The 25349-nt window shown below is 60.7% G+C and carries 26 protein-coding genes and 1 pseudogene; 9 read left to right on the forward strand and 18 right to left on the reverse strand.

What is annotated here, in order from left to right:
* Positions 1–70: 70 nt before the first annotated feature.
* From BLL52_RS12905 to BLL52_RS12940, 8 genes are all read right to left on the reverse strand, one after another.
* Positions 71–859, reverse strand: coding sequence for a phthiocerol/phthiodiolone dimycocerosyl transferase family protein (locus tag BLL52_RS12905; protein ID WP_075587010.1), 789 nt, complete (start codon positions 857–859; stop codon positions 71–73).
* Between the two features lie 61 nt (positions 860–920).
* On the reverse strand, positions 921–1415 hold the full coding sequence (locus tag BLL52_RS12910) for a hypothetical protein (RefSeq protein WP_139313383.1): 495 nt from the start codon (positions 1413–1415) through the stop codon (positions 921–923).
* A gap of 194 nt (positions 1416–1609) precedes the next feature.
* On the reverse strand, positions 1610–3097 hold the full coding sequence (locus tag BLL52_RS12915; RefSeq protein ID WP_075587012.1) for a sulfate adenylyltransferase subunit 1: 1488 nt from the start codon (positions 3095–3097) through the stop codon (positions 1610–1612).
* A gap of 469 nt (positions 3098–3566) precedes the next feature.
* Positions 3567–4538: a sulfate adenylyltransferase subunit CysD gene (cysD, locus tag BLL52_RS12920; RefSeq protein WP_075587257.1), complete on the reverse strand. Its 972-nt coding sequence runs from the start codon at positions 4536–4538 to the stop codon at positions 3567–3569.
* Between the two features lie 236 nt (positions 4539–4774).
* Complete coding sequence (locus BLL52_RS12925; protein ID WP_075587013.1) at positions 4775–5515, reverse strand: phosphoadenylyl-sulfate reductase; 741 nt, start codon at positions 5513–5515, stop codon at positions 4775–4777.
* A complete protein-coding gene (locus BLL52_RS12930) occupies positions 5512–5919 on the reverse strand; it encodes a DUF934 domain-containing protein (protein WP_075587258.1) in 408 nt (135 codons plus the stop codon). Before BLL52_RS12930 ends, BLL52_RS12925 begins: the two co-directional genes overlap by 4 nt.
* Before the next feature lie 114 nt (positions 5920–6033).
* Positions 6034–7851, reverse strand: a complete 1818-nt coding sequence (locus tag BLL52_RS12935; RefSeq protein ID WP_075587014.1) for a nitrite/sulfite reductase — start codon at positions 7849–7851, stop codon at positions 6034–6036.
* 65 nt (positions 7852–7916) lie between these two features.
* A complete protein-coding gene (locus BLL52_RS12940; protein WP_075587015.1) occupies positions 7917–8708 on the reverse strand; it encodes a sulfite exporter TauE/SafE family protein in 792 nt (263 codons plus the stop codon).
* 428 nt (positions 8709–9136) lie between these two features.
* Between BLL52_RS12940 and rlmB the strand changes: the two genes are divergently transcribed.
* Positions 9137–9913, forward strand: coding sequence for a 23S rRNA (guanosine(2251)-2'-O)-methyltransferase RlmB (gene rlmB / locus BLL52_RS12945; RefSeq protein ID WP_075587016.1), 777 nt, complete (start codon positions 9137–9139; stop codon positions 9911–9913).
* 103 nt (positions 9914–10016) lie between these two features.
* Here the strand turns inward: rlmB and BLL52_RS12950 are convergent, their stop codons facing one another.
* The 4 genes from BLL52_RS12950 to BLL52_RS12965 all read right to left on the reverse strand — a co-directional run bounded on the left by BLL52_RS12950 (position 10017) and on the right by BLL52_RS12965 (position 13002).
* Positions 10017–10496, reverse strand: a complete 480-nt coding sequence (locus BLL52_RS12950) for a CreA family protein (protein WP_139313385.1) — start codon at positions 10494–10496, stop codon at positions 10017–10019.
* Between the two features lie 181 nt (positions 10497–10677).
* Positions 10678–11277 (reverse strand): chromate transporter, encoded by a 600-nt coding sequence (locus BLL52_RS12955; protein ID WP_075587260.1) that lies wholly within the window; start codon positions 11275–11277, stop codon positions 10678–10680.
* 1 nt (position 11278) lies between these two features.
* A complete protein-coding gene (locus tag BLL52_RS12960) occupies positions 11279–12064 on the reverse strand; it encodes a chromate transporter (protein ID WP_076072060.1) in 786 nt (261 codons plus the stop codon).
* On the reverse strand, positions 12061–13002 hold the full coding sequence (locus BLL52_RS12965; protein ID WP_158025693.1) for an esterase/lipase family protein: 942 nt from the start codon (positions 13000–13002) through the stop codon (positions 12061–12063). The genes BLL52_RS12960 and BLL52_RS12965 overlap by 4 nt, the downstream gene beginning before the upstream one ends.
* 88 nt (positions 13003–13090) lie before the next feature.
* On the opposite strand from BLL52_RS12965, the gene BLL52_RS12970 reads away from it, so the two are divergent.
* The gene (locus BLL52_RS12970; RefSeq protein ID WP_075587019.1) at positions 13091–13669 is read left to right on the forward strand and encodes an MOSC domain-containing protein; all 579 of its coding nucleotides are present in this window, start codon (positions 13091–13093) and stop codon (positions 13667–13669) included.
* A 44-nt stretch (positions 13670–13713) separates the two neighbouring features.
* Here the strand turns inward: BLL52_RS12970 and BLL52_RS12975 are convergent, their stop codons facing one another.
* Positions 13714–13992 (reverse strand): hypothetical protein, encoded by a 279-nt coding sequence (locus tag BLL52_RS12975; RefSeq protein ID WP_075587020.1) that lies wholly within the window; start codon positions 13990–13992, stop codon positions 13714–13716.
* Between the two features lie 100 nt (positions 13993–14092).
* The gene (locus BLL52_RS12980) at positions 14093–14998 is read right to left on the reverse strand and encodes an acyltransferase (protein WP_075587021.1); all 906 of its coding nucleotides are present in this window, start codon (positions 14996–14998) and stop codon (positions 14093–14095) included.
* A 99-nt stretch (positions 14999–15097) separates the two neighbouring features.
* Between BLL52_RS12980 and BLL52_RS12985 the strand changes: the two genes are divergently transcribed.
* The 4 genes from BLL52_RS12985 (at position 15098) to BLL52_RS13000 (ending at position 19812) form a co-directional block, all read left to right on the forward strand.
* On the forward strand, positions 15098–15313 hold the full coding sequence (locus BLL52_RS12985; protein WP_075587022.1) for a hypothetical protein: 216 nt from the start codon (positions 15098–15100) through the stop codon (positions 15311–15313).
* 25 nt (positions 15314–15338) lie between these two features.
* Positions 15339–16442 carry an oxidoreductase gene (locus BLL52_RS12990; protein ID WP_075587023.1) on the forward strand — a complete coding sequence of 368 codons (1104 nt, stop codon included), beginning with the start codon at positions 15339–15341 and terminating at the stop codon, positions 16440–16442.
* 61 nt (positions 16443–16503) lie between these two features.
* Positions 16504–16878 (forward strand): fluoride efflux transporter CrcB, encoded by a 375-nt coding sequence (gene crcB, locus BLL52_RS12995; RefSeq protein WP_083633933.1) that lies wholly within the window; start codon positions 16504–16506, stop codon positions 16876–16878.
* Between the two features lie 477 nt (positions 16879–17355).
* Complete coding sequence (locus tag BLL52_RS13000) at positions 17356–19812, forward strand: YgiQ family radical SAM protein (protein ID WP_075587025.1); 2457 nt, start codon at positions 17356–17358, stop codon at positions 19810–19812.
* Between the two features lie 19 nt (positions 19813–19831).
* On the opposite strand, the gene BLL52_RS13005 is transcribed toward BLL52_RS13000, so the two are convergent.
* A complete protein-coding gene (locus tag BLL52_RS13005) occupies positions 19832–20197 on the reverse strand; it encodes an HPF/RaiA family ribosome-associated protein (RefSeq protein WP_075587026.1) in 366 nt (121 codons plus the stop codon).
* Between the two features lie 32 nt (positions 20198–20229).
* On the reverse strand, positions 20230–21399 hold the full coding sequence (locus BLL52_RS13010) for a baeRF3 domain-containing protein (protein ID WP_158025694.1): 1170 nt from the start codon (positions 21397–21399) through the stop codon (positions 20230–20232).
* 302 nt (positions 21400–21701) lie between these two features.
* Here BLL52_RS13010 and BLL52_RS13015 point away from each other — a divergent pair, with 302 nt between their 5' ends.
* Complete coding sequence (locus BLL52_RS13015) at positions 21702–22211, forward strand: CIA30 family protein (protein ID WP_075587027.1); 510 nt, start codon at positions 21702–21704, stop codon at positions 22209–22211.
* 115 nt (positions 22212–22326) lie between these two features.
* Here the strand turns inward: BLL52_RS13015 and BLL52_RS20415 are convergent, their stop codons facing one another.
* A complete protein-coding gene (locus tag BLL52_RS20415; protein WP_076072063.1) occupies positions 22327–22551 on the reverse strand; it encodes a hypothetical protein in 225 nt (74 codons plus the stop codon).
* A gap of 331 nt (positions 22552–22882) precedes the next feature.
* On the opposite strand from BLL52_RS20415, the pseudogene BLL52_RS13020 reads away from it, so the two are divergent.
* Positions 22883–23145 (forward strand): annotated as a pseudogene (locus tag BLL52_RS13020) (transposase); the annotation flags it as partial.
* A 207-nt stretch (positions 23146–23352) separates the two neighbouring features.
* On the opposite strand, the gene BLL52_RS13030 reads toward BLL52_RS13020, so the two are convergent.
* Positions 23353–24348, reverse strand: a complete 996-nt coding sequence (locus BLL52_RS13030; RefSeq protein WP_241839147.1) for a sulfurtransferase — start codon at positions 24346–24348, stop codon at positions 23353–23355.
* A gap of 294 nt (positions 24349–24642) precedes the next feature.
* Between BLL52_RS13030 and BLL52_RS13035 the strand changes: the two genes are divergently transcribed.
* Positions 24643–25341, forward strand: coding sequence for a Gfo/Idh/MocA family protein (locus BLL52_RS13035; protein WP_198930629.1), 699 nt, complete (start codon positions 24643–24645; stop codon positions 25339–25341).
* Positions 25342–25349: the final 8 nt, after the last annotated feature.

Here is a 25349-nt window from a genome sequence, read left to right on the forward strand (position 1 = left end):
GCGAGGATTCGCCGCAGCCACGAATTGAAAAAACGACTACCGCTGGCACTGTGAGCGCGTTCGACACTCACTAGGCCCCGGATTGCCTTCGCGCTTTTTTGTCCCTATTTTCCAGCGTTTCTTGCACGGCCAGCACCAGGGTTTGGGCAGTGGCGGGCGTGATGCGCGCTGCGTCGTAACCCACATTCAGTCGCAGACAGCCGTTGTATGGGCTTGCAGCGGTGAACAACGTCTGGTAAGGCATGGGGCACAGCGCAAACGAGATGGTCTGCACCGCAGGGTCGTCTGCCACCGGGCTCACTGTGCCAATGTTGCTGATCATGGTGTTGGGCAAAGAGGCCAGTGCTTTTTTGCGAAACGCCTCCATGGCTTGCGCCGGCACGGGCGAGCCGTCCAGCCCATGCAGGCGATAGAGCAGGTGCCCCTCGCCACGCGCGATTTGTGTGCGGGTCTGGGTAATGATCTCACGCGCCAGCGCCCACAGGTCGGCGTCTGGGTCAACTTGAAAGGTGCCTGAGATCAGCGAGGTAAAAAACCCGGTGGGGCTGGTGGGTGGCGTGCCCTGCAGATGCGGGCGCAGATCCACCGGGCAAGACAGGAAAAAAGCGGCGCTCTGATCGGTCTGTTGCAGCCTGTACTGCGCCAGCAACTGCGCCGCGCACAACACACCGTGCACGGTGGTGCCGTGGGCACGGGTTTGCGCCAGCAGGTGTTGGCTGGCATCGGCACTGAGCTGCAGGCGGATCAGCCGGGGCTTGCGCTGCGTAGCGTTGGTCGCCAGCCAGGGGATGACGGGCAGCGTACCGTGGCGGCGGTAGTCAGCGATCAGGGTGGTACGCAGCTGTTTTGCCGCAGCCATTGCCGTTTCCGTTTCCGTTTCCGTTTCCGCTGTGGCTGATATTCTGGTTCTGGTTCTGGTTCTAGTTGGGGTTGGGGTTGGGGTTGCCGCTGGCGATCAGGCTGAGCTGGTGGCGCAAGATGTCGGTGCCAGAACGACCATCCGCAATGGAATGGTGAAAAGTCAGCGCCAGCACGCAAGATGGGGCTGCGCTCGCAGGGGCATCCGCCGTTGCAACCTCGATGTACACGCAGCGCATCAGCGGGGCGGTGCCCGGCGCGAACGGGCTGGAGAGTTCATGCTCAATCAGGCCCGGCCAGTGCTCAGCACTGCTCTGGTGGCAATGCAGCTCGATTAATGCGCCCGGTGCGGGCTCAAAACGCAGGCCGTTTTCCTGCGTCCAGCTGGTCTGGGTTTGCAGCAGGGCGTGCTCCTGTTGCACCGTTTTCAGCGCGCGGCGGATGCGCTCGGGCGCCAGCGCGGCGGTGCGCTCGGCCAGCACCACAAAGTTCATGCACGACACGTGGTCACAGAGGAAGAAAAACGCTTCACCGGGGTCGAGAGGGCGAGAAAACACAGCGTAAATCTTATATTGAAAAAAGGCCTTCAGCCCTTATAAATAAAGGGGTGAGTGCTATATTTTATTTAGTAAACACATCAGACGACGGCTTTCGACTTGGTTGGCACGAGTTGGCAGGTTCTGTTAGCTTACGCTGTCCGGATGTGCCAAAGGCCACTGGCAACCACCCAGCGAACGGTTCATAAAAGGTGTCAATTCACCAGCACAGCGCCTGCGGTGCGGTGGGTGGCGGTGTCCACCAGCACCAAAGAGCCCAGCACCCGCGACTGCGCAAACGCCAAGGCGGCAATCGGCTCCTGCAGCAGCAGCTCGATGTGACCAATGCTGTTGGCGGGCAAGGTGTCGGCGTTTTCCTCAAGCAGCGTGTTGATTTGCAGTCGGTGCACCACCCGCTTGATACGCGCCTTGACCCAGCGGTGCCCGTGCAGCGCCCAGTAAACCCGCCCAGCCACCAGCGGCTCATCGTCCATCCAGGCCACGGTGGCGCTGATCTCGCGGCTGGGCGGCAGGCTGGTGGCAGTTGGGGTGTCGCCGAAATCTTCATCAGAAGTGATAGCTGCTAGCGCAGGCGGGATAAGGGCTAGAAGCCAATCGCCGCGTGATACATCGACTTCACGGTCAAGCACCACACCGGCGCTGTGCCCGGCCTGCACCGCACCAGGTTGGCGCGTGGTGCCCAGCACTTGGGCAACGGTCGCGGTCTGACCGCTGGGCAGTACTTTGACCTGTTGGCCGACTTGCGCCACACCGCCCGCCACGCGGCCCCAGAAAATGCGGCGGCCCTGGGAGCTGTCGGCAGAGCTGCCGAACTTTTGCACCCCCTCGGGGGGCAGCGCGGTACGCGCAGCGACCAGCGTGGGGGCTGGTTTCTCAACCCATTGCACCGGGAACGCAAACGCCAGGGCGGTGTCGGCCGGGGTCACTGGCAGCAGTTCCAGAATATCGAGCAGGCTGGGGCCGGTGTAGCCGCACCAGCCCTCTGCCGCATCGACGACGTTGTGGCCTTTCAAGGCTGAAATCGCAACGATGGTGGCGACTTCGATGCCAGCCTCCAGCGCAAAGGCTTCCAATGCGCCGCGAATGTGGTTAAACGCTCGGGTGGCTTGGCCAGCGGTTTGCGGCTTGGCCGGGTCTTCCAGCGCGTCGAGCTTGTTGATGGCAAACACGATGCTGGGCACGCGCAGCAGGTGGCACAGCAGGGCGTGGCGGCGGGTTTGCGGCAGCAGGCCGTGGCCTTGGTCGCTGGGTGGCGGCACGGTGTCTGGGGCAGTGGCCCAGGGCAGTTTGGTGGCGTCCACCAGCACCACGGCGGCGTCGGCATTGCTGGCGGCGGTGACCATGTTGCGGGTGTATTGCTCGTGGCCGGGCGCGTCGCCAATGATGAATTTGCGCTGCGCCGTGTTGAAGTATCGGTAAGCCACGTCGATGGTGATGCCTTGTTCACGCTCGGCGCTGAGGCCGTCGGTGAATTGGGCCAGGTCAGCTTCGCCGCTTTTGGAGACGTTGGCAAGCTGGTCTTGCAGCACGCTTTTGCTGTCGAGCAGCAGCCGGCCGATCAAGGTGCTTTTGCCGTCATCGACGCTGCCGCAGGTGATGAATTTGAGGGCTGATTGATGGTCAAATTGGCCTGTAGCCCTTGTGCTTATTGCGCTGGTAGCTATTTTATTTGTAGCATTCATGGTGTTTTGTCTGGTTTTCGTCAGGGATGGGTTGCTTGGTTTGGCTTGAAATACCTGCTTGTGAGGCGTCTGTGGCTTTAACCCGCAGCGCGCATTGGGTGTCTAACTCCGCGGATGTCCCCCGTCCCTGCGGTCCTGCGCCTTGATTTGGCAAAACCCCAAGTCCACGGCTGCGTCAGACACCCAACGCACGCTGCTAGGCGCTGTGGGGGTCGTACAACTGGCTGCAGTTAAGGGCCGAGTCTTAATCGCTGTCGTAGGTCTGTTTTGTTTTACCGAGTTGATCATCAACGCGAGGCGTGGTGATTGGGGCATGTGACCGGGCTTTGGGGTGAAAGGCGCGCGCCCACAGCCGGTGGCCAACCGAAGCCCATGTTTCGCGTGTGATTTCACCCTAAAACCGCATGCACATGACCCAGTCGCCGCGCCGGGTTCAAAGCGATGCCGTGGTCTCCAAGCGCTAAGGCCACTAAAAGTACCCATCTTTTTTACGCTTCTCCATCGACGCTTCAGAGGTTTTGTCATCCATGCGGGTGGCGCCGCGTTCGCTCACGTCAGCGGCCAGGGTTTCCAGCACGATCTGCGCGGGTGTGGCGGCCAGGCTTTCTACCGGGCAGGTGCAGGTGATGTCGCCCACGGTGCGAAAACGCACATCGCGCAACTCGGCCACTTCGCCTGGTTTTAAAGGCGTGAGTTCGGTCACCGGCACCAGCAGGCCTTTGCGCTCGACCACATCGCGCTTGTGCGTGTAGTACAGCGAGGGCAGGGCGATCTGCTCGCGGGCAATGTATTGCCACACATCGAGCTCGGTCCAGTTGCTGATCGGGAACACGCGAAAGTGTTCGCCGGGTTGCAGTTTGGTGTTGAACAGTGTCCACAACTCAGGCCGCTGATCTTTGGGCTGCCACTGGCCGAAGCTGTCGCGGTGGCTGAAGATGCGCTCCTTGGCGCGGGCTTTTTCCTCGTCACGGCGGGCACCGCCAATCAGTGCGTCAAAGCGGAATTCTTCGATGGCTTCGAGCAGCGTGACCGACTGGTGCACGTTGCGGCTTTCGCCCGGGTGGGACAGGCGCACCGTGCCGCGTGCCATCGAGTCTTCAACGCTGCGCACAATCAGCTCGGCACCCAACTCTTTGGCGCGCAAATCACGGAAGTCGGTGACCTCATGAAAGTTGTGGCCGGTGTCAATCATCAGCAGCGGGTAGGGAATTCTGCCGCCGGTGGCCGGGCTGCCAAAGGCTTTCTCAGCACATTTGAGCATTACCAGCGAGTCTTTGCCACCCGAGAACAGCAGGGTCGGGCGCTCAAAGGCGGCGGCTACTTCGCGCAGGATGAAGATGGTTTCCTCTTCGAGCGCGTCCAGGTGGGCGTTGCTCAGGTGGTCGATGTGGAGGTGGTGCGTCATGGGTTGAAGCAGGTCAGGGGCGATGGGAGCGTTCATGTTTGAATTGTCACTCTGTAGATAGTCAAATGATGGGTCGCTGGATGTCGATGGCAGTGTTTGGCAGACATTGGGTTTCTGGCTCGCTGACATGCTGGCGGATTGGCTGGGCCACAGGGTCTTGGGCTGGGGGCCCAACAGACCACGCGCTGCCACCACCTCACTCAGGCGCTCAACCTCAGTGCCCATACGCTGAAAAATTGTTAGCTGCGAAGATATCCGCATCAACAGGGTGTTCACTGACCAGCCTTCACATGCAGACCACACTCTTTAGCCGATTCGTCTTCCCACCACCAACGCCCAGCGCGAAAGTCTTCGCCCAGACTGATGGCGCGGGTGCACGGGGCGCAACCGATGCTGGGGTAAAACTGGTCATGCAGCGGGTTGTAGTCGACATGGTTTTCAGCAATGTAAAACCACACATCGCCCCAAGTCCAGTTGGCCAGCGGGTTGAATTTGACGCGGCTGGCGTCTAAGGTATCGATCAGCGGCACCTCGGCGCGGGCGCCTGATTGCTCGCGCCGCAGGCCGGTGATCCAGGCTGCCTTGCCTGCCAATGCTCGCCCCAGCGGCTCCATCTTGCGGATTTGGCAACAGGCTTTGCGCAGGTCGATGCTCTTGTACATCGCGTCTTTTCCTTCACGCGCCACAAACTGCAGCACCGATTCGTTGACCGGGGTAAAAACCTCGACCGGCACCCGTGAGTTCGCCTTCAGGCGCTGCAATAAAGCGAGCGTCTGCGGATGCAACTGGCCGGTTTCCAGCACAAATATGCCGATGTTGAGCTGCAACTGGTTCACCAGATGGGCCAGCACCATGTCTTCGGCGCCCAGGCTGCAGGCCAGGGTGATGCGCGGAGCAACGCCTGGTCTGCCGGGTGCGTAATCCTGGGTGGCCTGTTGCAGCAGGGCCGTGGCCTGCGCCAATTTGGTATCAAAAGTGGCGCTGGCCCGGGCGTTCAGCAAGACAGCGTTCATGCAGCGGCTCCGGTGGGTCTTGGCAGCGTGTCAGCAGAGAACAGCGGTGCGAGGTGCGCCGCGTCACCCTGGTAAAAATCGCCAAACCGGGCCAGCTCGCGCTGCGCTGTCGCCAGGTTTTGGTCCGCGCGCAGCACGGCGGCATTGAAGCCACTGCGTTGCATCAGCTGCAACTGGTCTACCAGCACGTCGCCTGTGGCGCGCAACTCGCCCTGAAAGCCAAGACGGCGGCGCAGCAAAAACGCCTGGCTGTAGGCGCGCCCGTCGGTGAACTTGGGGAAATGCAGGTCAATGCGCTCGATGCCTGTGAGGTCCAGCTCAGCGGGGTTGGCATCGTTGGCAAGTTGTAAGACATTTTGGCTTAAAGCCCCCGTAGATGCTGCGCAGGCAGCTATTAAGTTAATAGTATTTTGTATCATGACAATGGCTAACTTTAAGATGTCAGTTGAAGGCAGTGGCCGCCACTGTGCTGGCAATGACAATGCTTTGGTGCGCCTTTGCCGAGGGTTGCATGCGGCTTAGTCCGTCAACGCATCGGCGCTGTTCATGTGCACATTCACCACTTTGCCGCCTTCACGCGTCTCATGGCGGGCCGCCTCAGCGGTGGCTTTGAACGGTGCCAACCCAAGGCGGCGCACGCAGGTGATAAACGGCTCACCTATGCGGCGGTAAACGCGGTAAGTCTCAAGCAGCGCTTGCACCACGTCGGCCACCTCACTGGCTGCAAACGACGGGCCGATGACCTTGCCCGGTGTGGCCGCGCCCGATAGCGTGGTGCCGTCCGAGCCGCCGATTGACACCTGATACCACTCGCGGCCGTCCTTGTCCACGCCGAGCACGCCAATGTGCCCGCTATGGTGATGGCCGCAGGAGTTGATGCAGCCGCTGATGTGCAGGTCCACGCGCCCCAGGTCAAACAGCTCGTCTAGGTCGGCAAAGCGCTCGGTGATCGATTCGGCAATCGGGATGGAGCGCGCGTTGGCCAGCGCGCAAAAGTCGCCTCCCGGGCAGGCGATCATGTCGGTCAGCAGGCCGATATTGGCACGCGCCAAGCCGAGCGCGCGCGCCGCCTGCCACAGCGCAGGCAGGTCTTCTACGCGCACCCAGGGCAGCAGCAGGTTTTGTTGGTGGGTGACGCGCGCCTCGCCAGCGCTGAAACGCTCAGCCAGATCGGCAGCGGCGTCAAGCTGGTCGGCGGTGGCGTCGCCCGGGGCGAAGCCCAGGCGCTTGAAGGACAGCGTGACCGCGCGCAACGCCGGGTTTTTGTGCGCCTGCACGTTTTGCGCCTGCCAACGCGCGAGGGCAGGCTGATCCTTGGCAGTGATCTCGAATGCTTTGTTTTCTGTAGCTACTTCCGCTTGACTGATAAGGGCTGGTGGCTGAAATGACGCTGAAATTCTGTGCAGCTCCGCCTGCGTAATGCTGTGCTGGCCGCCGTCGTTGTCGACGATCGCCTGGTACTCGGCGTTGACCTCGTTGGCAAAATTCTCGCCCTCTGCCTTGACCAAGATCTTGATGCGCGCCTTGTACATGTTGTCGCGCCGGCCCCAGCGGTTGTAGACGCGCACCACGGCTTCGAGGTAGTTGAGGATTTGGTTCCAGGGCAGAAACTCACGCATCGTACGCCCAATCATCGGTGTGCGGCCCATGCCGCCGCCCACCAGCACCTTGAAGCCAACCTGGCCGTCGGCGTCATGCAGCAGTTGCAGCCCGACATCGTGCCAGCCGATGGCCGCGCGGTCTTCTAAGGCGCCGGTCACAGCCAACTTGAACTTGCGCGGCAAAAACGCAAACTCCGGGTGCAGCGTGCTCCACTGGCGCAGGATTTCGCAATACGGGCGCGGGTCGATCAACTCGTCGGGCGCAATACCCGCCAGGGCATCGCTGGTGATGTTGCGGATGCAGTTGCCGCTGGTCTGGATGCCGTGCATGTCGGCGGTGGCCAGCAGGTCCATCACGTCGGCGCTCTTGGTCAACGGTATCCAGTTGAACTGCACGTTTTGGCGTGTCGTGAAGTGACCATAGCCGGTGGGCAAATGGGGCGTGCCCAATTGCGCTTGCATTTGGGTAGCAATGCCATAGACCTCGGCGCTGGGCTGGTCAAACTCGCGGGCGATGCGGGCCAGAACCCGTAACTGTCGGCTGGCCAACTCGCCGTAGGGCACGGCCACGCGCAGCATCGGCGCGTACCGCTGCACGTACCAGCCGTTTTGCAGGCGCAGCGGGCGAAAGTCGTCATCGGTCAGCTCGCCACGCTGGTTGCGCGCCAGCTGGTCGCGGTATTGCGCCGCACGCTGGCGGATGAAATGGCGGTCAAAGTCGGTGTATTGGTACATCAGAAATGTTGCTTCAGGCCGTTATACAGGTTGCGCTTATAGCTATGAATAAAATAGTAATTGTGTCAAATGCTGATCAGCTTGACTCCGGCATAGCCGATCAGCAGCGAAAGCAGGGAGCGTATCAGCCGCTCAGGCACCTTTGTCATGAAGTGCGAGCCCAGCCAGATGCCCGGCAGCGAGCCGATCAGCAGCAGGCCCAGCATGCGCCAGTCCACCGAGCCCAGCGACGCATGGCCCAGGCCCGCCACCAGCGTTAGCGGCACCGCGTAGGCAATGTCGGCGGCCACAATGCGCGGCAGCGCCAGCATCGGGTAAAGCAGCATCAGCACCGTCACGCCAATGGCCCCGGCACCCACTGAGGTGATCGACACCAGCGTGCCAATCACCGCGCCAAACAGCAGCGGCAGGCTCCAGTGCTGGGCGGTGGCAGCCTGCGCCTCTTGCCCGGGGGCGACGCGCAGCGGCGCTGCCTTGCTGCGCACCGCCTTATAAAGCGTGGCGGCAGCGGTCAGCAGCAGGGCGACGCCCAGCGTAGAGGTGATCAGGTGTTGCACCGCCGGGTCAGCTGGCCCCATGGTCTTGAGCACCCACAGGGTGATCAGCGCCGCCGGAATACTGCCGGCCGACAAATGCAACACCACCCGCCAAGGGATCAGGCGGGAGCGGGCCAGCGACAGGGTGCCGCCCATTTTGGTGAACGCGGCAAACAGCAGGTCGGTGCCCACCGCCATGTGCGGCTTGACGCCAAACGCAAAAATCAGCAGCGGCGTCATCAGTGAGCCGCCGCCGACACCGGTCAAGCCGACCACGGTGCCAACACAAAAGCCAGCGAAGATGAAAGCGATTTCTTGCATGGGGCGGACTTTAGGCGTAAGACTTTATATTTCAAACTACATTGTGGTGATTAGGTTAGATGAATATGAATATATAAAACGCCGTTTTAGTTTCAGATAGATAGCGCGCTGAAGGGTGGCCCTGCAGGTTCAGTGCATGCCGCTTTGGGAAATTTGAAACCCTGCGTCGGGGGTGGCATTTGCCTCCAATGTGCATCCTAAACTGTTGAAGGTGGGTGGTGGGGTTGGCGGGCGCAGGCTCAATTCGCGTGGCGTGATTGGCTGCGTGCCAAGGCTGGTGGCAAAACTCGGACGTCTGTCCAACTTAAGACCTCACCCGCGAGCAAGCCGGAAAACGGCAACCCCGGCGCCTGCCTGGCGCTCGTCGGCCAGCAACTGGCCTGCTGCCCCCTGCGTCGCACGCCCCACCTGCCAGCGATAATTGCGCCATGTCTACTCCCAAAGTTCTGTTCGGCTTTCATGCCGTGGGCGTGCGCCTGAAAACTGCACCCAAATCCGTTGTCGAAATTTTTGTTGATCCGACGCGCCGCGATGCGCGCATGCGGCAATTTGTTGACAAGGCGAAAGAAGCTGGCGTGCGCCTGATTGAGGCTGACGGCATGCGCTTGGCCAAAATGTGTGGCAGCCACGGCCACCAGGGTGTGGCTGCGCGGGTGCATGAGCTGGCCCAGGTCACCTCACTCGATGAATTGCTGGAGCAGCTCGAAGCCGCCAATGCCGACAAACCCCCGGCAGAGCGCACGCAGCCGCTGATTCTGGTGCTTGACGGCGTGACCGATCCGCACAACCTGGGCGCCTGCCTGCGCGTGGCCGATGGCGCCGGCGTGCAGGCGGTGATTGCGCCCAAGGACCACGCAGCGGGCATCAACGCCACCGTGGCCAAAGTGGCCAGCGGCGCGGCAGAAACCGTGCCGTATTTCATGGTGACCAACCTGGCGCGCACTTTGAACGAGCTCAAGGAGCGCAACATCTGGATCATCGGCACCAGCGATGTGGCACCGCGCACGCTCTACCAAGCTGACCTGAAAGGCCCAGTCGCGCTAGTACTCGGGGCTGAAGGCGACGGCATGCGCGCGCTCACCGCCAAAACCTGCGACGAGCTGGTGAGCATTCCGATGCGCGGTGCGGTGGAGAGCCTGAATGTGTCCGTGGCCAGCGGCGTGTGCCTGTACGAGGCGCTGCGCCAGCGAACCAGCCCGGCGTGATGCTTTTGATTTGATAGCTACTGGCGCTTTATCTATAAGGGCCAGAGCCTAAAAAGACCTATAACTGGAAAAGTCCCGCTTCATAGACTTATTTTGCGTAGGTCTACTTCACCGGAATCGGCTGGTTGATGGGAACCGCCACCGCAGTCACGCTGTTTTTCGGGCTGCCGTCAATCAGTTTGTCGGAGTACACCAGATACACCAGCGTGTTGCGCTTGACGTCCACCATGCGCACCACCCGCACATGTTTGAAGAGAATAGACGAGCGGGTGTTGAACACCTCGTCCTGTTTGTCAATCTTGTCCTTGAAACTGATCGGCCCGACCTGGCGGCAGGCCACGGAAGCGTCTGACGTGTCTTCGGCCAGGCCCAGCGCACCGCTGTAGCCGCCGGTTTTAGCGTGCGACAGGTAGCAGGCCACGCCAATAACTACGGGGTCGTCAAACACGTCAACCACCACTTTGTCGTTGGGGCTCAGCAGTTTGAAGGTGGTGCTGACGCCACCAATGGTTTCGGCGCTGGCGCACAGCGCTGCCCCGGCCAGCGTCAGCAGGGCACAGGTTTGCAAGAAGGTTTGTTTCATGGGTGTGTGCGATGTTGGGGTAAAACTGGTTCGGTTGGCAAAACGCTGCCTGACACCTTGTACCACGGTGTCAAATGCGTGCTTCGGTTGCGGGTAAAGGGTCAGCACGGTAGACCAGCGCCGGTGGATGAGCAGCGGATCTTCACCAAAATCTAGTTCTCTGATTTGCGCTCATCAGATGTTAGACCCAGCCAAACCAGCCCAGCAGCGCGCCAGCGGCCAGCAGCCACAGCAAATGCAGCTTGCTGCGCCAAATCACCAGCGCACTGACGATAGACACCAGCCACAGCGGCCAGCTGGCCCCTGTTTTGCCCAGATTGACGCTCAAAATCCAGCCGGTGGACAGCAGCAGCGCAATCACCACCGGTGCCATGCCCTGCTTGAAGGCACGCACCGCACGCAGCTCACGGTTTTTGTGCGCCCAGCGTGAGCTCAGCAGCGTCAGCGTGGTGCTGGGCAACAAGACCCCCAACATGGTGACGCTCATGCCGGCCAGGCCATAGGCCCAAGCCAGGGTGCTGCCAGCAGCTGCCCCACTGGCGTTGAGCCCGACATGCCAGCCAAACAGCGCGACAAACAGCACATTGGGCCCTGGTGCGGCCTGAGCCAGCGCCACCGAGGTGCTGAATTGGGTGTCCAGCAGCCAGTGGTTCTCGTCCACCAGGGTGCGGTGCATGTCGGGCAGGGTGCTGACCGCGCCACCAATTGCCAGCAAAGAGAGTGACAAAAAGTGCGTCAGCAGTGATACCCAGTCGGCGGCAGTCAGGCTGATGGTCATCATGCTAGTGCCGCCCCGGTGGCCCTGGTGGCTTTTTGGCACCCGGACCTGTTCCTTGGCCTGTTCCTAGGCCAGATCCTTGACCTTTTCCTTGACCTTTTCCTTGATCGGCTCCCGTGTCAGCTCCAGGGCCAGTTCCGGGGCCAGCTTCCCGGTCACGGCCTTTGCCACTACCTTGGTTGTTTTGCCCCAGCAAGCGGTAAGCCCACACCGCTGCCAAGCCGCCCAGGCCTGCCAGCACCCAGATCAGGCGCACGCGCAGCAGGGCAATAGCTATAAACGTAAGAGCTATCAACGCATACTGCATCTGGGCTGGAAGCACATTTTTCTTTAAAGACGGCAACAGCTTCAGGCCTGCTGCCGCAATCATCCCCGCAGCTGCCGCAGCCATGCCGCGCATGGCGCCTTGCGTCTGCGGGTGATCTGCCACCCCGGCCAACAGCGTGGCCAGTATTAGAACGATCAGCAGCGGAAAGGTCAGTAGCCCAGCCAGCGCCACCAGCGCACCCCGCCAGCCAAAGTAGCGGTCGCCCAGCATCACCGCAAGGTTTACCACATTGGCACCCGGCAGCACCTGCGCCACTGCCCATTCTTCGACAAACTCTTCCCGGCTCAGCCAGCGCCGCTTGTCGACCAGCTCGTGCTGCACCACCGCCAACACGCCGCCAAAACCCTGCAACGCCAGCCAACTGAACGCCCAGAACAGTTGGCCCAGAGACAGCGGGCGAGAGCGGCCCAGATTCGACGGGTCGCCGTCTTGCATGTCGGAAAAGTTGGTCATACCCCTCATGAGGGATGCTTTTGTGTGCCCAGGTCGGCAAGCTGCTCGCAGGTCCAGCGGATCACGCGGGGGTTCAGGCACATCTCCAGATGGCCAATGCCATGAAATTCAGTCACCGGCACACCAGGCAGGATCTGCTCGCGCTGCGATATGCAAATGTTGTCGTTCAGGTTCAGGGCAATGCGCATGAGTGCGCGCCGCTGCTCGTCTTCGCTACTGGCCAACGTTTGCACCCATTCACTTTTAAACAGCATTTGCTTGCCGTTCAGGGTGGGCGCACCGCGGGTGATGCTGGTGCCCTGGTGCGGGGTGCCCAGGGTGACGATGCCCGCCACCCGCTTGAGTTGCGCCGGTGTGACCATGCGCAGCCAGGCGCGAATGGCCAACCCGCCCATGCTGTGGCCCACCAGCGCCACCTGCTTGGCACCGGTTTGCGCCATCAAGCGGGTCACCGCATCTTCCAGGATGGGCGCGTAGTCTTCGATCGAGCCAAACACCGGCTCCAGATCCACCGCTATCACCGGGTGATTGGCGTTGTGCAGCGCCAATGTCATGTCGTCCCACACGCGGTGGTTGCACACATAGCCGTGCACCAGCACCACCGGCACGCCGGACCGGCCGGCTGCGCTGGCAGGTGGCATCTGAACCGTGTTGGGTTGGCGCGGCCAGGGCTGGCGCAGCATGAAAATCTTCACGGCCGCGGTGTATTCACGCCACAGCAGCCCCCACCAGCCGCGCCCCAGGCCCGGTGTTCTGGACATCAACATCGTCGCCAGAATCACCAAAAACTGTAGCAACAAAGGCAATAACAGCGCGCAGACTGGCACCCAAAGAAGGGAGGCAACCCCGCCGCCGTCCTGGGCAGCCAGCATCGCCAGGTAAGTCCCCAGCAGTGCGCCAGAGATCAATTGAAACGCATAAAGTCCGCGCAGTAACAGTGCAAGCATGGTGGGTAAAAAGGGGTCAAAGAACGCTGGGCCACAATTGTCCGCCATCTGGGCGCGCCGCCTTGCAGCACACCACCGGAGAAGAACCTTGCCCCAACTCATTGGTATCCAGATAGCCAGCGCCCGGCGCGTCAAGATCAACGCCCGCGCCGTGCTCACCGCCATTCACAAACAGCCGACCGCTGGCGCCGTGCCGGTGCTGCCGCTGGGCCTGATGGGCGACGAACAGGCGGATTTGTCGGTGCACGGCGGGCTGGATAAAGCGGTGTACGCCTACCCGAGCGAACATTACCCGCTGTGGCGCGCAGCACGCGAATCGGCCGGGCTGGCCGCTATTGACGACGCCTTGCCTTGGGGCAGCATGGGTGAAAACCTCACCCTGTCAGGCCTGCTGGAGCGCGAGGTGTGGGTGGGTGATGTGCTGCAGTTTGCCCACTGCGCCCTGCGCGTGACCCTGCCACGCGAGCCGTGCTACAAGTTCAACGCGGCCATGGGTTTCAACACCGCCGCCAAAACCATGGCACAACAGGGCTGCTGCGGCTTTTATCTGGCGGTGCAGCAGCCGGGCCACCTGCAGGCTGGCGACACCTTCGAGGTCATCCCTGGCAAGCGTGGCCTGAGCATTCCGGAGAGTTTCAGGGCGAAGATGTTCAAGCACCTGCGTTGAGCGGCAGCCAGGCTTGCATCACCCCAAATGCGCACACGCCACACCTACTTTTGACGACTGCCTTGATGCCGCCGAAAAAAATCAAGCGCGTGCACCATGCCCGCAACCGCCAGGCAGAGCAGCACTGGCCCGCTCAGGGACTGCGGTTGTGACACCCGATATGCCAACATCAGCAAAAACCCCGGCGTCAGGCCAAAGGCCAGATCCACCCACTGCAAACCCCGGCCAGAGCGCTGGTTGAGCAGCCCCAGGACCACAAACTCCACCACCGTGAAGAGCAGGATGAAGTCTAAAAAATGGGGCGACGCGGCAAAATTGTTCATGCGGATCAGTCTTTTGGTGGTTTGTCAAAGAAATAGGGAATGACCCAGGGCAGATCTAAAGCTATCTTAAAAATAGCTACTGGCGCTTTTAGGGATTGGGCTAGAGCCTGTTTTTGTCTGCAAGTATCTGCGAGATCAGGGCGTCTTTCTCGCGCCACAGCTGATTCACCCACCCTTGGCAGGCTTCGCGCAGTGCCTGCTCGGCGTCTTGCCCGGCTGCGGGCTGGGCGTGCGGCACGGCTAGCGTGTTGACCCGCACCACCACCTGCTTGACCTGGCCCAGCAGAAACTGGGTGAAGGTGGGCCGCCCGTTGGGGTAGACGATGGTGATGTCCAGCACCGCGCCAAACTTGTCGCCCATCGCGTCCAAAGCCAGTGTGATGCCACCGGCCTTGGGCTTGAGCAGGTGTTGGTAGGGCGATTGCTGACGCTGCTGTTTGGCGGGGGTGAAACGGGTGCCTTCCAGAAAATTCATCACGCTGGTGGGCACCAGCGCGTATTTCTCGCAGGCGGCGCGGGTGGTGGCGGCGTCTTTGCCGCGGGCTTCTGGGTGTTCTTTGAGATAGGCCTCGCTGTGGCGGCGCATGAACGGAAACTCCAGCGCCCACCAGGCCAGCCCCATGATCGGCACCCAAATCAGCTCTTTCTTCAGGAAGAACTTCAGCAGCGGAATGCGCCGGTTCAGCACATGCTGCAGCACCAAAATATCCACCCAACTCTGGTGGTTGGACACCACCAGGTACCACTGGCGCGGGCTCAGGGCCTGCAGGCCTGACACATCCCAATCGAGCTTTTGCGTCAGACGCATCCAGAAGCTGTTGCCCGCAATCCAGGCCTCGGCAATGCGCAGCAGCAGCGGGTCGATCAGGAGCCGCACGGTCTTGAACGGCAGCAGCAGCTTGACCACTGACACCACCAGCAGGATTGGCACCCACAGCAAAATGTTGAGCAGCATGAGCAGGCCAGCCAGGGCGCCCAGCAACGGTGCAGGCAAAAAGTGAAGCATGTTGGTTGAAATTTCTGAGCACAGGGTATGCGCCGATGCGCCATTTTCGGGGATGATCAGCGTGTTTGTCAGACCGTTTTTTGAGGATGGTGCCCAAAGATGATGCTTGTGTTGTCGTTGCTGATCGTCGCCACACTGGTGCTGGGTTTTTACAGTGTGGACGAGGTGACTGGTGGTGTTACCCAGGCACTGTCGGGTGCAGGCGCGGTCTATATTCTGGTGTTTTTGCTGGCGTTGCTGGTGGGTTGGGTGGTCTGGAGAAAGCGCCGGGCAACGGCCCAGGCGAAACGCGGCGGGGCCCCCGATTCCCATTGACCAATATTTCAAACGAATTTTCACCATGACAAATTCTTCCACTGTGCAAGTGGCGCTGATTGGCTACGGCAGTGCTGCCAAGATTTTCCATGCCCCGCTGGTTGCCGGTGTGCCTGGCCTGCAGCTGGCCTGCATCTGCTCCAGCCGCCCCGAAACGGTCCACGCCGACTGGCCTGAGGTGCGGGTGGTGGCGACACCGGCTGAGGTTTTTTCGGATGCCAGTATCGATGTGGTGGTGATCGCCACCCCGAATGACAGCCACTACCCGCTGGCACTCGCCGCCCTGCGAGCTGGCAAACATGTGGTGGTAGACAAACCCTGTACTGTTACCCTGGCCGATGCCGAACATCTGCTGGTGGTGGCCGCGCAGCATGGCCGGGTGCTAACCGTGTTTCAAAACCGGCGGCTTGACAGTGACTTTTTGGCGCTGCGGGAAGTGCTGGCCAACGGTGCACTGGGCCGCGTCGTGCAGGTGGACTCGCACTTTGACCGTTACCGGCCGGTGGTACCCAGCCGCTGGCGCGAAGAAGACTTGCCGGGCTCGGGCCTGTGGTTTGATCTGGGCGCTCACCTGGTCGACCAGGCGCTGGTGCTCTGGGGTATGCCAGACGCCATCAACCTGGACCTGGCTTGCCTGCGCGACGGCTCGCAGGTGAACGACTGGTTTCACGCCGTGCTGCGTTACGACACGGCGCATGCGGGCCTGCGGGTGATTCTGCACGCCAGCACGCTGGTGGCTGACGGGGGCCCACGCTGGGCGGTGCATGGCACTCGGGGCAGTTTCACCAAATATGGTCTGGATACGCAGGAAGACGCTTTGAAAACCGGCCAGCGCCCGCAGTTGGGCGCTTTGGCAGACTGGGGCCAGGACGCGCAGCCGGGCACATTGCTGCAGATGACCACCCTGCCGGGTGTAGCGGCGCCACTGTCAGTGCGCCGCGAGGCGCCCAACCCCAACGGCAACCACCTGGCTTACTACGCGAACCTGCGCGAGCACCTGGCCGGGCGGGCAGACCTGCTGGTGACGCCAGACCAGGTGCGTGCAGTCATGCGGGTGCTGACCGTGGGCGAGAAAAGTGCCGCGCAACGTCGGGTAATGGCGCTTGGCGTTGAAGCCGCCCGGGCTTAAGCCCTGCTGGCGCAGCGGGTAAGATTTCACCTGTCATGACCCATCCAGAGCGTTTATCGTGATGTCAGCGATTCTTCCCATCAGCCTGGGCGCTGCTTTTGGCGCGGTGCTGCGCTGGCTGCTCAGCACCCGCCTCAACAGCCTGTATCCCGCGCTGCCACTGGGCACCCTGGTGGCCAATCTGGTGGGCGGTTATCTGGTGGGTGTGGCCATCTCGTATTTCGCCCTGCACATGGAACTGTCACCGCAGTGGCGTCTGCTGGTGATCACCGGGTTTCTGGGCGGGTTGACGACTTTTTCCACATTTTCCGCCGAGGTCGTGACGCAAATCCAGCAAGGCAACCTGGCCTGGGCCTTTGCCACCATCACCGCCCATGTGATCGGCTCGCTGCTGATGACTTTTTTGGGTATGGCCACGGTGGCAGCACTGACCTGATCAACCCGGCTGCCTATCTCTGCACCCAGGCTGCGCTGGCCCTGATGGGTGTGGTTCAAAACGATGTGCCATTTCGCTAGGTTAGATGTTGGGTCCGGGGTGGTTTGATGCTGTTGGCTCCATCAGCCGGGCGATGCGCTTTGCCACGTGTCCCCCGCCCGCTGCGCGGCCTCCTCCTTAACCTACGCAAAGCGCACCACCCGACTGATTTTTTCCGAGCGTTTTGGTACGCTGGCAGGGGCCAGTCAACAGTGGCCTGCGTTCGATAGGGCGCGAATGGATGTGAATGGCTGACAGCAGAAATTCTGACCCAGAAGGGGCCAGTCGCCGTGCCGGGTTTGGTGCGCTGCGCCGGGGTTGGCGTGAGATCTTGATGTCTTCAGGATGTCACTCAGTTTGAATCGCACCCGGCCCTGATAGCCGTGTTGACAAGCCCAAAACCTTACACTCGAACTCTTTCTTTCCCCTGAAGTTTGCATGAACGCCCTCGTTGACGTCTCTTTTTTCCCACGCGCGGCCAAACCGCTGACCAGTTATCGCAAGTTCTGGGCGGCGCGTTTTGGCACGGCGCCGCATTTGCCCATGAGCCGTGCCGAGATGGACAAACTCGGCTGGGACAGCTGCGACATCGTGCTGGTCACCGGTGACGCGTATGTGGATCATCCGAGCTTTGGCATGGCGGTGATTGGCCGCATGTTGGAGGCCCAAGGCTTTCGGGTCGGCATCATCGCCCAGCCGGATTGGCAAAGTGCCGAGCCGTTTCGGGCTATGGGGCGTCCCAACCTGTTCTGGGGCGTGACTGCGGGCAACATGGACAGCATGATCAACCGCTACACGGCGGACCGCAAAATCCGCACTGATGATGCCTACACCCCCGGTGACATGGGTGGCAAGCGCCCGGACCGCGCGGCCATCGTCTACAGCCAGCGTTGCCGCGAGGCTTACAAAGACGTGCCGCTGATTCTGGGCGGCATCGAAGGCAGCCTGCGCCGCATCGCCCACTACGACTATTGGAGCGATAAAGTGCGGCGCAGCATCGTGGTGGATGCCAAGTGTGACCTGCTGCTGTACGGCAACGCCGAGCGCGCCTTGGTCGAGGTGGCCCACCGGTTGGCCGCGCGCGAGCCGATTGAGCGCATCACCGATGTGCGCGGCACCGCATTCGTGCGCCGAACCGGCGATGAAAGCCGCCTGGGCTGGTTTGAGCTGGACTCCACCAGTGTGGATGAGCCCGGCCGCATCGAGTTGCACATCAACCCGTACCAGACCACGGCCGAGCAGGCGGCAGGGCAGGGCAGCACTTGCAACCAGGCAGGTGCTGCTTTGGTTCAGGTGGCAACTACTACAGATTCAATAGCTACTAACGCATTTTCCATAAGGGCTACAGGCCAAAAAAGCTTGCAAAACCTGACCGTATCAGATGTCCAGCCGATGCACTTTATGGTCAACCCGGCGCTCAGTGGCAAGCTCAAGGTGCCACCACGCCAGCGGTCGGTGATCCGCTTGCCCAGCTACGAGCAGGTTAAGGCAGACCCGGTGCTTTACGCGCATGCCAGCCGCGTGCTGCATCTGGAAACCAACCCCGGCAACGCCCGCGCCCTGGTGCAGACGCACGGCGAGGGCGTAGTAGCGCGTGACGTGTGGATGAACCCGCCGCCGATCCCGCTTACCACGGCCGAGATGGATTACGTGTTTGGCCTGCCGTATGCCCGCGCGCCACATCCGGTGTATGCCGACGAGCACGGTAGCCATGACGGCGCGACCAAAATCCCGGCTTGGGAGATGATCCGCTTTTCGATCAACATCATGCGTGGCTGTTTTGGCGGCTGCACCTTTTGCTCGATCACCGAGCACGAAGGACGCATCATCCAGAGCCGCTCCGAAGACTCGATCATCCAGGAGATTGAGGACATTCGCGACAAGGTCAAAGGCTTCACTGGCACGGTTTCAGATCTGGGCGGGCCGACGGCCAACATGTACCGTCTGGGCTGCAAAAGCCCAGAGATTGAGGCCGCCTGCCGCAAACCCAGCTGCGTGTTTCCCGGCATCTGCCAAAACTTGGGCACCGACCACCAGCCGCTGATCAATATCTACCGGCGTGCCCGAGCGCTTAAAGGCGTGAAAAAAATTCTCATCGGCTCCGGTGTGCGTTACGACCTAGCGGTGCAAAGCCCTGAATACGTCAAAGAGTTGGTGCAACACCATGTGGGCGGCTACCTGAAAATTGCCCCCGAGCACACCGAATCTGGCCCCTTAAGCAAGATGATGAAGCCGGGCATGGGCACCTACGACAAGTTCAAAGCACTGTTTGACAAATACACCTTGGAAGCGGGCAAAAAGCAGTTTCTGATCCCGTACTTCATTGCCGCCCACCCCGGCACCACCGATGAAGACATGATGAACTTGGCGATTTGGCTGAAGAAAAATGGCTTCCGTGCCGACCAAGTGCAAAGCTTCTACCCCAGCCCGATGGCCACCGCCACCGCCATGTACCACACCGGGCGCAACCCGTTGCGTGGCGTGCACCGCGAGGTGCAAAGTGCTGACGAGACGGTGGACGTGGTGCGCGGTGACAAGCGCCGCCGCTTGCACAAAGCCTTTTTGCGCTATCACGATGCGAGTAACTGGTCCTTATTGCGTGAAGCCTTGAAGGCGATGGGCCGCAGCGATTTGATTGGCAACGGCAAGCACCACCTGATTCCCACATGGCAGCCGCTGGCTGACGACGGTGATCAGAGTGCCCGCAAAAAGAATTCCTTGGCATCCGATGCGAAAGTCACTTCGCGCGCGGGCCAACCAGCTGCCAAGCCGCAGCAGCCGGTCAAAGGCCGCCTGCTGACCCAGCACACCGGCCTGCCGCCGCGCGATACTGGTGCGAAGCGTTCTGCCAGCAAGCCCCTGCCAGGCTTGCAAAAGAAACTATCAAATAGATAATTTTCTCGGCTGATGGCAATCAGCGCTGTGCAGGCTGCGTCCCCGACAGCGGCAGGCCAGACGTCTTCTCGCGATGATCGTGCACTCGTCCAAGTGCGCTATCGAGCAGGCGCACCATTTTTTGCGCAGCGCCTTGCACCGCCTGCTCCATGGTTGCGGCATGTTCCGTCACCGTCACCGGTTGACGGCCTTCCAGACGGGCCTCCAGCATGCAACGCTGGTCTTTTTGCCCGTTTTTGTCAGCGTTTTCGTCGCTCAGATGCACTTCTATCCGCGTCACACGGTCGCTAAAGCGCGCCAGCGCCTGCTCAATCGTGGCGCTAACCTGCGCGGCCATTGTCTCGGTGGCGTCGCTATTGATGTCGGTATTGAGTTGAATCTTCATGGGGTTCTCTTGTTGGGCTTGTGAAAGATCGGTCAGTGACGAAAGTTGGCTGCCGCGCCACTGCGACAAGGCATGCGATCTGTCGGCAGGACACGCACCACACCGCCCATGCTCTCGACCAGCGCACCCAGGTCGTCCAGCACATCGTCCACACGCGGGTTGCTCAGGTCGGCATGATCAATGCGTCCGGTCGTCTCATCAATGCGCCCGGCCACTTGGCGGTCGGCCTCGATCAACAACGATGCCACGCGGCCAGCCACTGCAGCATGAGCGATCTGCGGCAGGTTCTCACTGCCCAGCCCCTGGGCTGCGGCGGCTGCGTAGGCATTGCACCAGGCTGCCTGCTGCGCCTCCAGTTGCGGTGCCATGACCTCCCATGAGCGCTGGCGCAACTGGTCGTGCGTCAGCCCCTGCGGGTCAACCATCAGGCCGCCCGCCAGCAACAGCGGGTTGTGGCTGACCTCGCGAAACAAGTGGTGGTGCTCGGGCAGTGCCGCCAGCATCAAGGGCAGACCTGACGGGCGCGAGTGGTGTTCCTGCACGGTTGCGTCCACCGCCCGGAAGAAGCGCTCAGCATCGCCGTCGATCTCGTCCTTCCTGGCGCCGTGGCCGTGGCGCATGGCCACGCGGCCCTCGCCAAGGCCGCCATACGACGACACGGTGGTGTGCGGCTCGGTCTGCTCGTAGCCTTTTGCCTCGGTCACCGTCTGCGGCACGTCGGCCGCCAGCACCACGGCATCAAGCGCGTGGCGATCGCCTTCGAAGAGCTGTACCTTGTTCAAACTCAACGCCAGTACCTGGTAGCGCCCAGTCGACTGCAGCCAATTGCGCAGCGGCTTGGTGTGAAAGCTGTCAGCCACCACGGCCAACTCGGGCACCGCACGCTGCAGCAGAAACACGCGGAAAAAACCCGGTGCGCCCAGCACGGCTAGACCGTCTAGCGTGTGGTTCCAGAAGTCATGGTCTTCGGCGAGGGCCTCGAAGGGCCCGACCAAGACACTGACGGCATCCTTCGCATGCTGCTTTTGCAGTGAGGCCGCCAACTCCTTCACGAGTTGGTTGAAACGCATCGGGTCCTGTTGGTTGTCCGGATGGTTTCGATGGGTTGGCTGGTACAGCGACAGGCAGGGTTGCCCCTTGAATGACGCTATGTCAGAAAGGCTAGCCTGGGTGAGTGTGTCGGGTGTGTGGGTAGTCTTCATGTCGCTTCCTTCGGTGGTTTTTGTCGACCAACAGCATGTGGTGACAACGGTACGCCACATGCTCCCGGGCCGGGACGCAACGCAGCACGCAGTGCTGGTCGGTAATGCAGTCTGACCGGCGCGCGTGACCTTGTCAGTACGGCAGCGCACGGTCCAGATCGCACGGATCGCGAGAATCTGCCGCCTACACTGCTCTGTTGGAATGGCTTCATGCGCAAGAATTTGATTTGAGTCGGTTGCAACGCATCAAACAACCCAAGCCACTGGGTGGCAGTCATCGCATAAAACTTCGGAGTCGGCCCATGGCAAACCTGATTGAGCTCTTTGATAACCCGTCTTCGGTTCGGGACTGGCAACCGATCAACGATCGCGTCATGGGCGGCGTTTCATCCAGCCAGATGCGCTTCGACCCCGCTGGGCATGCCGTTTTAGCAGGCGTTGTCTCGCTACTTAATAACGGTGGATTTGCTTCGGTGCGTGCGCAGTTGCTGCGGCTGGGTGGCCCCGGCACAACGGCCTACTGCATCACAGCATGGGGCGATGGCAACACCTACAAACTCAATTTGCGGACCGCTTCCGGTTTTGACGAGCTGAGTTACCAAGCCAGTTTTACACCGGCAACTGGTCAATGGAGCCAAACTGAGTTACCGCTGGCCAAATTTCTGCCAACGTTTCACGGCAGGGTGCTGCCTGACGTACCGCCTTTGCAGCCGACATTGGTGACCCAGCTCGGGCTGATGATTTCAGACCGGCAGGCAGGGCCATTTCGCTTGTTGCTCAAGTCCATTGAAGCCGTGGGCGCTGACGCTTGAGTCTTCGGGTAACGCATCATCTCAATCGCTTGTTTCCTGGGTTGACTGCGCTGGCAAACGCCCCTTGCGCCTTTGCTGTGTTACCCACGCCAGTTGCTACCACTGTCAGCAGGATTCATGTCGGCAGTCTGCTACTGTGAACGCTGCTTTCGGTGATTTGCAGGGCGGTTTTGGTCAGGCCACAAAGCCCAAGGAGCAGCAGAAGTGGCAACACCATTGTTTGAAGGACAAAGATGACCATCAAAGTCACCATGTGTTCTGCCGATCGGCTGACCGATTGTTTAATGCTCTCGAAGCGTCCCGTCGCCGCTGTACCTTTGTTGTTTACCCAGTCTGTCATCTTCTCCCAATAGCCCTTGTTTTTTGGTTCAGCTGATTCGGGCCCGTTTGCCTGTGCACCATCTGGTGTGGCCAGTTCAGGCGGTGTCGCCTTGACGACCTGGGTTGATGCTGCGGAAATGGCATCCTGACTTTGTTTGTAATCCTGGTGCCCATCACTACTGTCCGGTAGAGGTTGTACCGCTTTGACGAAAACCCAAAAGGCATGCGGGTTTGCGAGCGAAAAAGTTTGGTGTCGATTTGAATTTCATGATGCTTTTTACTGGTAATTTCCCTAGCCCGACAACTCGGGGAATTTATTGTGAATCTTGGAAAGACGCTTTTGCGCAGGTGATCAGTCTGTGGCGCTCAATGGATTCAAGGCGGCCAAAGATGACCCCGAGCATTTGCGCCGGGTTCGTTTCAAGGATCCAATGGGCAAGACGCTGATCTTCTTGACCAACAACACGGCATTGTCAGCGCCGGTGATTGCGCAGCTTTACAAGAACCGCTGGCAGGTCGAATTGTTCTTCAAGTGGATCAAGCAGCATCTGCGTATCAAGAAGTTTTGGGCACCAGCGAGAACGCAGTGAAGACGCAAATCTGGTGCGCCATCGCCGATCAGCGCAACGTGATCGCGGTATTCACGGATAGTCGTGCTGCTGCGTGACGTTGCGGGGGAGCCTGAGGCGCTTGCTGTAGCCGAGAAAATTCGCGCCAGTCTGGAGCAGCCGTATGCGCTGGGCGGTTACAGGCTGAACATTTCAAGTTGCCATTGGCGTGGCCGTCTACCCGCAACACGGCAAAGACGACGTGACATTGTTCAAAAACGCCGACCAAGCGATGTACCAGGCCAAGAACAGCGGACGCAATTGAGTCCATTTGTTCGCCAACCCGGTGACATGAATTTGTTCGGCTGGGTTCTGCAAACCACCGGGTTACTCGGGTCAGCACTCCATTCATACCAACCGCCGTCATAGACGCTGATGTGCTCCCAGCCCATCAGCCAGGCGTAGAAAAACGCAAGCGAAGCGCGCCAACCGGTACCGCAGTAGAACGCTACCGTCTTGTCGCGATGGATGCCGGCATGACGCCACACAGCCTCAATATCGCTGGCCACGCGCATCGTGCCGTCGGCATGGTGGAAGTCGCTCATGCTGTTCACGTCGCTGCCTGTCCCGGCATGACCCCAGAGCGCGCCGGCAATGTCGCCCACAGGCGTGATGTAGCTGTAGCCGGATGTCTTGCCGATGAATTCGTTGCGCGTCCGAATGCTCGCCAATACACCGTTGGGCTGGCGTAGCAAAGATCTGGCCTGCGCCGTGTTGATCAGGTACGCCGGTTTTGTGGGAATGGGCGCCCCGAAGTCACGCGCCGCAGTCTGCCTATGCGGCTGCCCGGATGCCAGTGGAAAGCCGCCCTGAAGCCAGGAAGAAAAACCGCCGTCCAGCAAGCGCACGTCACGCACCCCTGCATACAACATCAGGTGGGCGGCCCGGGCTGCCATCGCGGCGTTGCGGCTGTACAGAACAACCGTCGTGTCATGGCGGATACCGTGGCGCAGCAACAGTTGCAACAGTACGCAGTCCGGCACCTTGTTCCAGAAGGGCTCTTGCTCCAGTTCCGTCGTATCGAGGTAGCCAGCACCCGGAATATGGTTGGCGAGGAAAGTTGGGTAGCCGTCGCAGTCAACCTCTAACAGCCGCCATTCACCTGTGGGTGCAGCCGCGGTGGGCGCATGCGCCAACCATGTAGCCAGCCATGGTGCACTGACCAGTTGCTGCCAGCGCATGAGGTCGTCGCGAAAACCGAGAGGCACACAGTGGGGGTGAGAAAAGGTCTGCATGGCCAGAGGAAACTGCCGCATGCTGCGACCGCGAAAAAGTGGTACTGAACTTCTGATTTTAAGTTGATCTAGATATCGATGCGGCGCTTGATGCGATCATCTGGTGCGCAGTCCTAACGCGGGTGGCCCCGAAGCGTGTGCTTTCAATTCATAAACTCCAGTTCACCAAGGTTCAACCATGAAAAAAGTCAACTGGGGCATTCTCAGCACCGCCAAAATTGGTCGCGAAAAAGTTATTTCGGTCATGCAACAGGGCCAGTGGATGCCGTGAACGCGCAAGAGGCCGAACAATTACGCGAAGTGGCGGGGCAGGTGCACATCATGGAAGCCTTCATGGTGCGTTTTCACCCGCAGTGGCTGCGTGCGTGCGGGCTGGTGCGCAGCGGCGCTTTGGGTGAGCTGCGCACCGTGCAGGTGGCTTTCTCGTACTTCAACCGCCAGAGCGACGACATCCGCAACCGGCTGGACGTGGGCGGTGGCGCCCTGTATGACATTGGCTGCTATGCCATCGTGGCCGGGCGGTTTTTGTTCGCGGCTGAGCCGCTGCGCGTGGTTGCGCTGCTTGAGCGCGACCCAGACTTTCAGACCGACCGCACCGCCACGGCGATGCTGGACTTTGGCGCTGGGCGGCGGCTGGATTTCACGGTGTCCACCCAGAGCGTGCCGTACCAAAGGGTGCAAGCCCTTGGCACCCGGAGTCGGCTGGAGCTGGAGATTCCGTTCAACGCCCCGCTGGGCGGTGTCACACGGATTTTTGTAGATGACGCCGGCACACCCGGCGGCGCTTCTGCCATGGCTGAAACCCTGGCGCCGTGCGATATGTACACCCTGCAGGGTGACGCGTTTTCGCGTGCCGTTCGGGGGGAGATTGCGTTGCCCCTTGGCCTAGACGATGCCATTTGCAACATGCGCATCCTCGACGCGTTGTTTAAATCAGGCCGCAGCGCTCAGTGGGAAACTGTGTAAACGCAGTC

The organism is Rhodoferax antarcticus ANT.BR, assembly GCF_001938565.1.
GTDB classification, from domain to species: domain Bacteria; phylum Pseudomonadota; class Gammaproteobacteria; order Burkholderiales; family Burkholderiaceae_C; genus Rhodoferax; species Rhodoferax antarcticus.

Bases quoted from the DNA above. Each gene is read 5' to 3' on its own strand.
- BLL52_RS12925 (WP_075587013.1), bottom strand. From the start codon at position 5,515: ATGAACGCTGTCTTGCTGAACGCCCGGGCCAGCGCCACTTTTGATACC.
- BLL52_RS12935 (WP_075587014.1), bottom strand. From the start codon at position 7,851: ATGTACCAATACACCGACTTTGACCGCCATTTCATCCGCCAGCGTGCG.
- BLL52_RS12980 (WP_075587021.1), bottom strand. From the start codon at position 14,998: ATGCTTCACTTTTTGCCTGCACCGTTGCTGGGCGCCCTGGCTGGCCTG.
- BLL52_RS12950 (WP_139313385.1), bottom strand. From the start codon at position 10,496: ATGAAACAAACCTTCTTGCAAACCTGTGCCCTGCTGACGCTGGCCGGG.
- BLL52_RS12955 (WP_075587260.1), bottom strand. From the start codon at position 11,277: ATGATGACCATCAGCCTGACTGCCGCCGACTGGGTATCACTGCTGACG.
- BLL52_RS13015 (WP_075587027.1), top strand. From the start codon at position 21,702: ATGGCAAACCTGATTGAGCTCTTTGATAACCCGTCTTCGGTTCGGGAC.
- crcB (WP_083633933.1), top strand. From the start codon at position 16,504: ATGTCAGCGATTCTTCCCATCAGCCTGGGCGCTGCTTTTGGCGCGGTG.
- BLL52_RS13005 (WP_075587026.1), bottom strand. From the start codon at position 20,197: ATGAAGATTCAACTCAATACCGACATCAATAGCGACGCCACCGAGACA.
- BLL52_RS20415 (WP_076072063.1), bottom strand. From the start codon at position 22,551: ATGACAGACTGGGTAAACAACAAAGGTACAGCGGCGACGGGACGCTTC.
- BLL52_RS12965 (WP_158025693.1), bottom strand. From the start codon at position 13,002: ATGCTTGCACTGTTACTGCGCGGACTTTATGCGTTTCAATTGATCTCT.
- BLL52_RS12975 (WP_075587020.1), bottom strand. From the start codon at position 13,992: ATGAACAATTTTGCCGCGTCGCCCCATTTTTTAGACTTCATCCTGCTC.
- BLL52_RS12905 (WP_075587010.1), bottom strand. From the start codon at position 859: ATGGCTGCGGCAAAACAGCTGCGTACCACCCTGATCGCTGACTACCGC.
- BLL52_RS13010 (WP_158025694.1), bottom strand. From the start codon at position 21,399: ATGAAGACTACCCACACACCCGACACACTCACCCAGGCTAGCCTTTCT.
- BLL52_RS12990 (WP_075587023.1), top strand. From the start codon at position 15,339: ATGACAAATTCTTCCACTGTGCAAGTGGCGCTGATTGGCTACGGCAGT.
- BLL52_RS12960 (WP_076072060.1), bottom strand. From the start codon at position 12,064: ATGAGGGGTATGACCAACTTTTCCGACATGCAAGACGGCGACCCGTCG.
- BLL52_RS12915 (WP_075587012.1), bottom strand. From the start codon at position 3,097: ATGAATGCTACAAATAAAATAGCTACCAGCGCAATAAGCACAAGGGCT.
- rlmB (WP_075587016.1), top strand. From the start codon at position 9,137: ATGTCTACTCCCAAAGTTCTGTTCGGCTTTCATGCCGTGGGCGTGCGC.
- BLL52_RS13000 (WP_075587025.1), top strand. From the start codon at position 17,356: ATGAACGCCCTCGTTGACGTCTCTTTTTTCCCACGCGCGGCCAAACCG.
- BLL52_RS12940 (WP_075587015.1), bottom strand. From the start codon at position 8,708: ATGCAAGAAATCGCTTTCATCTTCGCTGGCTTTTGTGTTGGCACCGTG.
- cysD (WP_075587257.1), bottom strand. From the start codon at position 4,538: ATGAACGCTCCCATCGCCCCTGACCTGCTTCAACCCATGACGCACCAC.
- BLL52_RS12985 (WP_075587022.1), top strand. From the start codon at position 15,098: ATGATGCTTGTGTTGTCGTTGCTGATCGTCGCCACACTGGTGCTGGGT.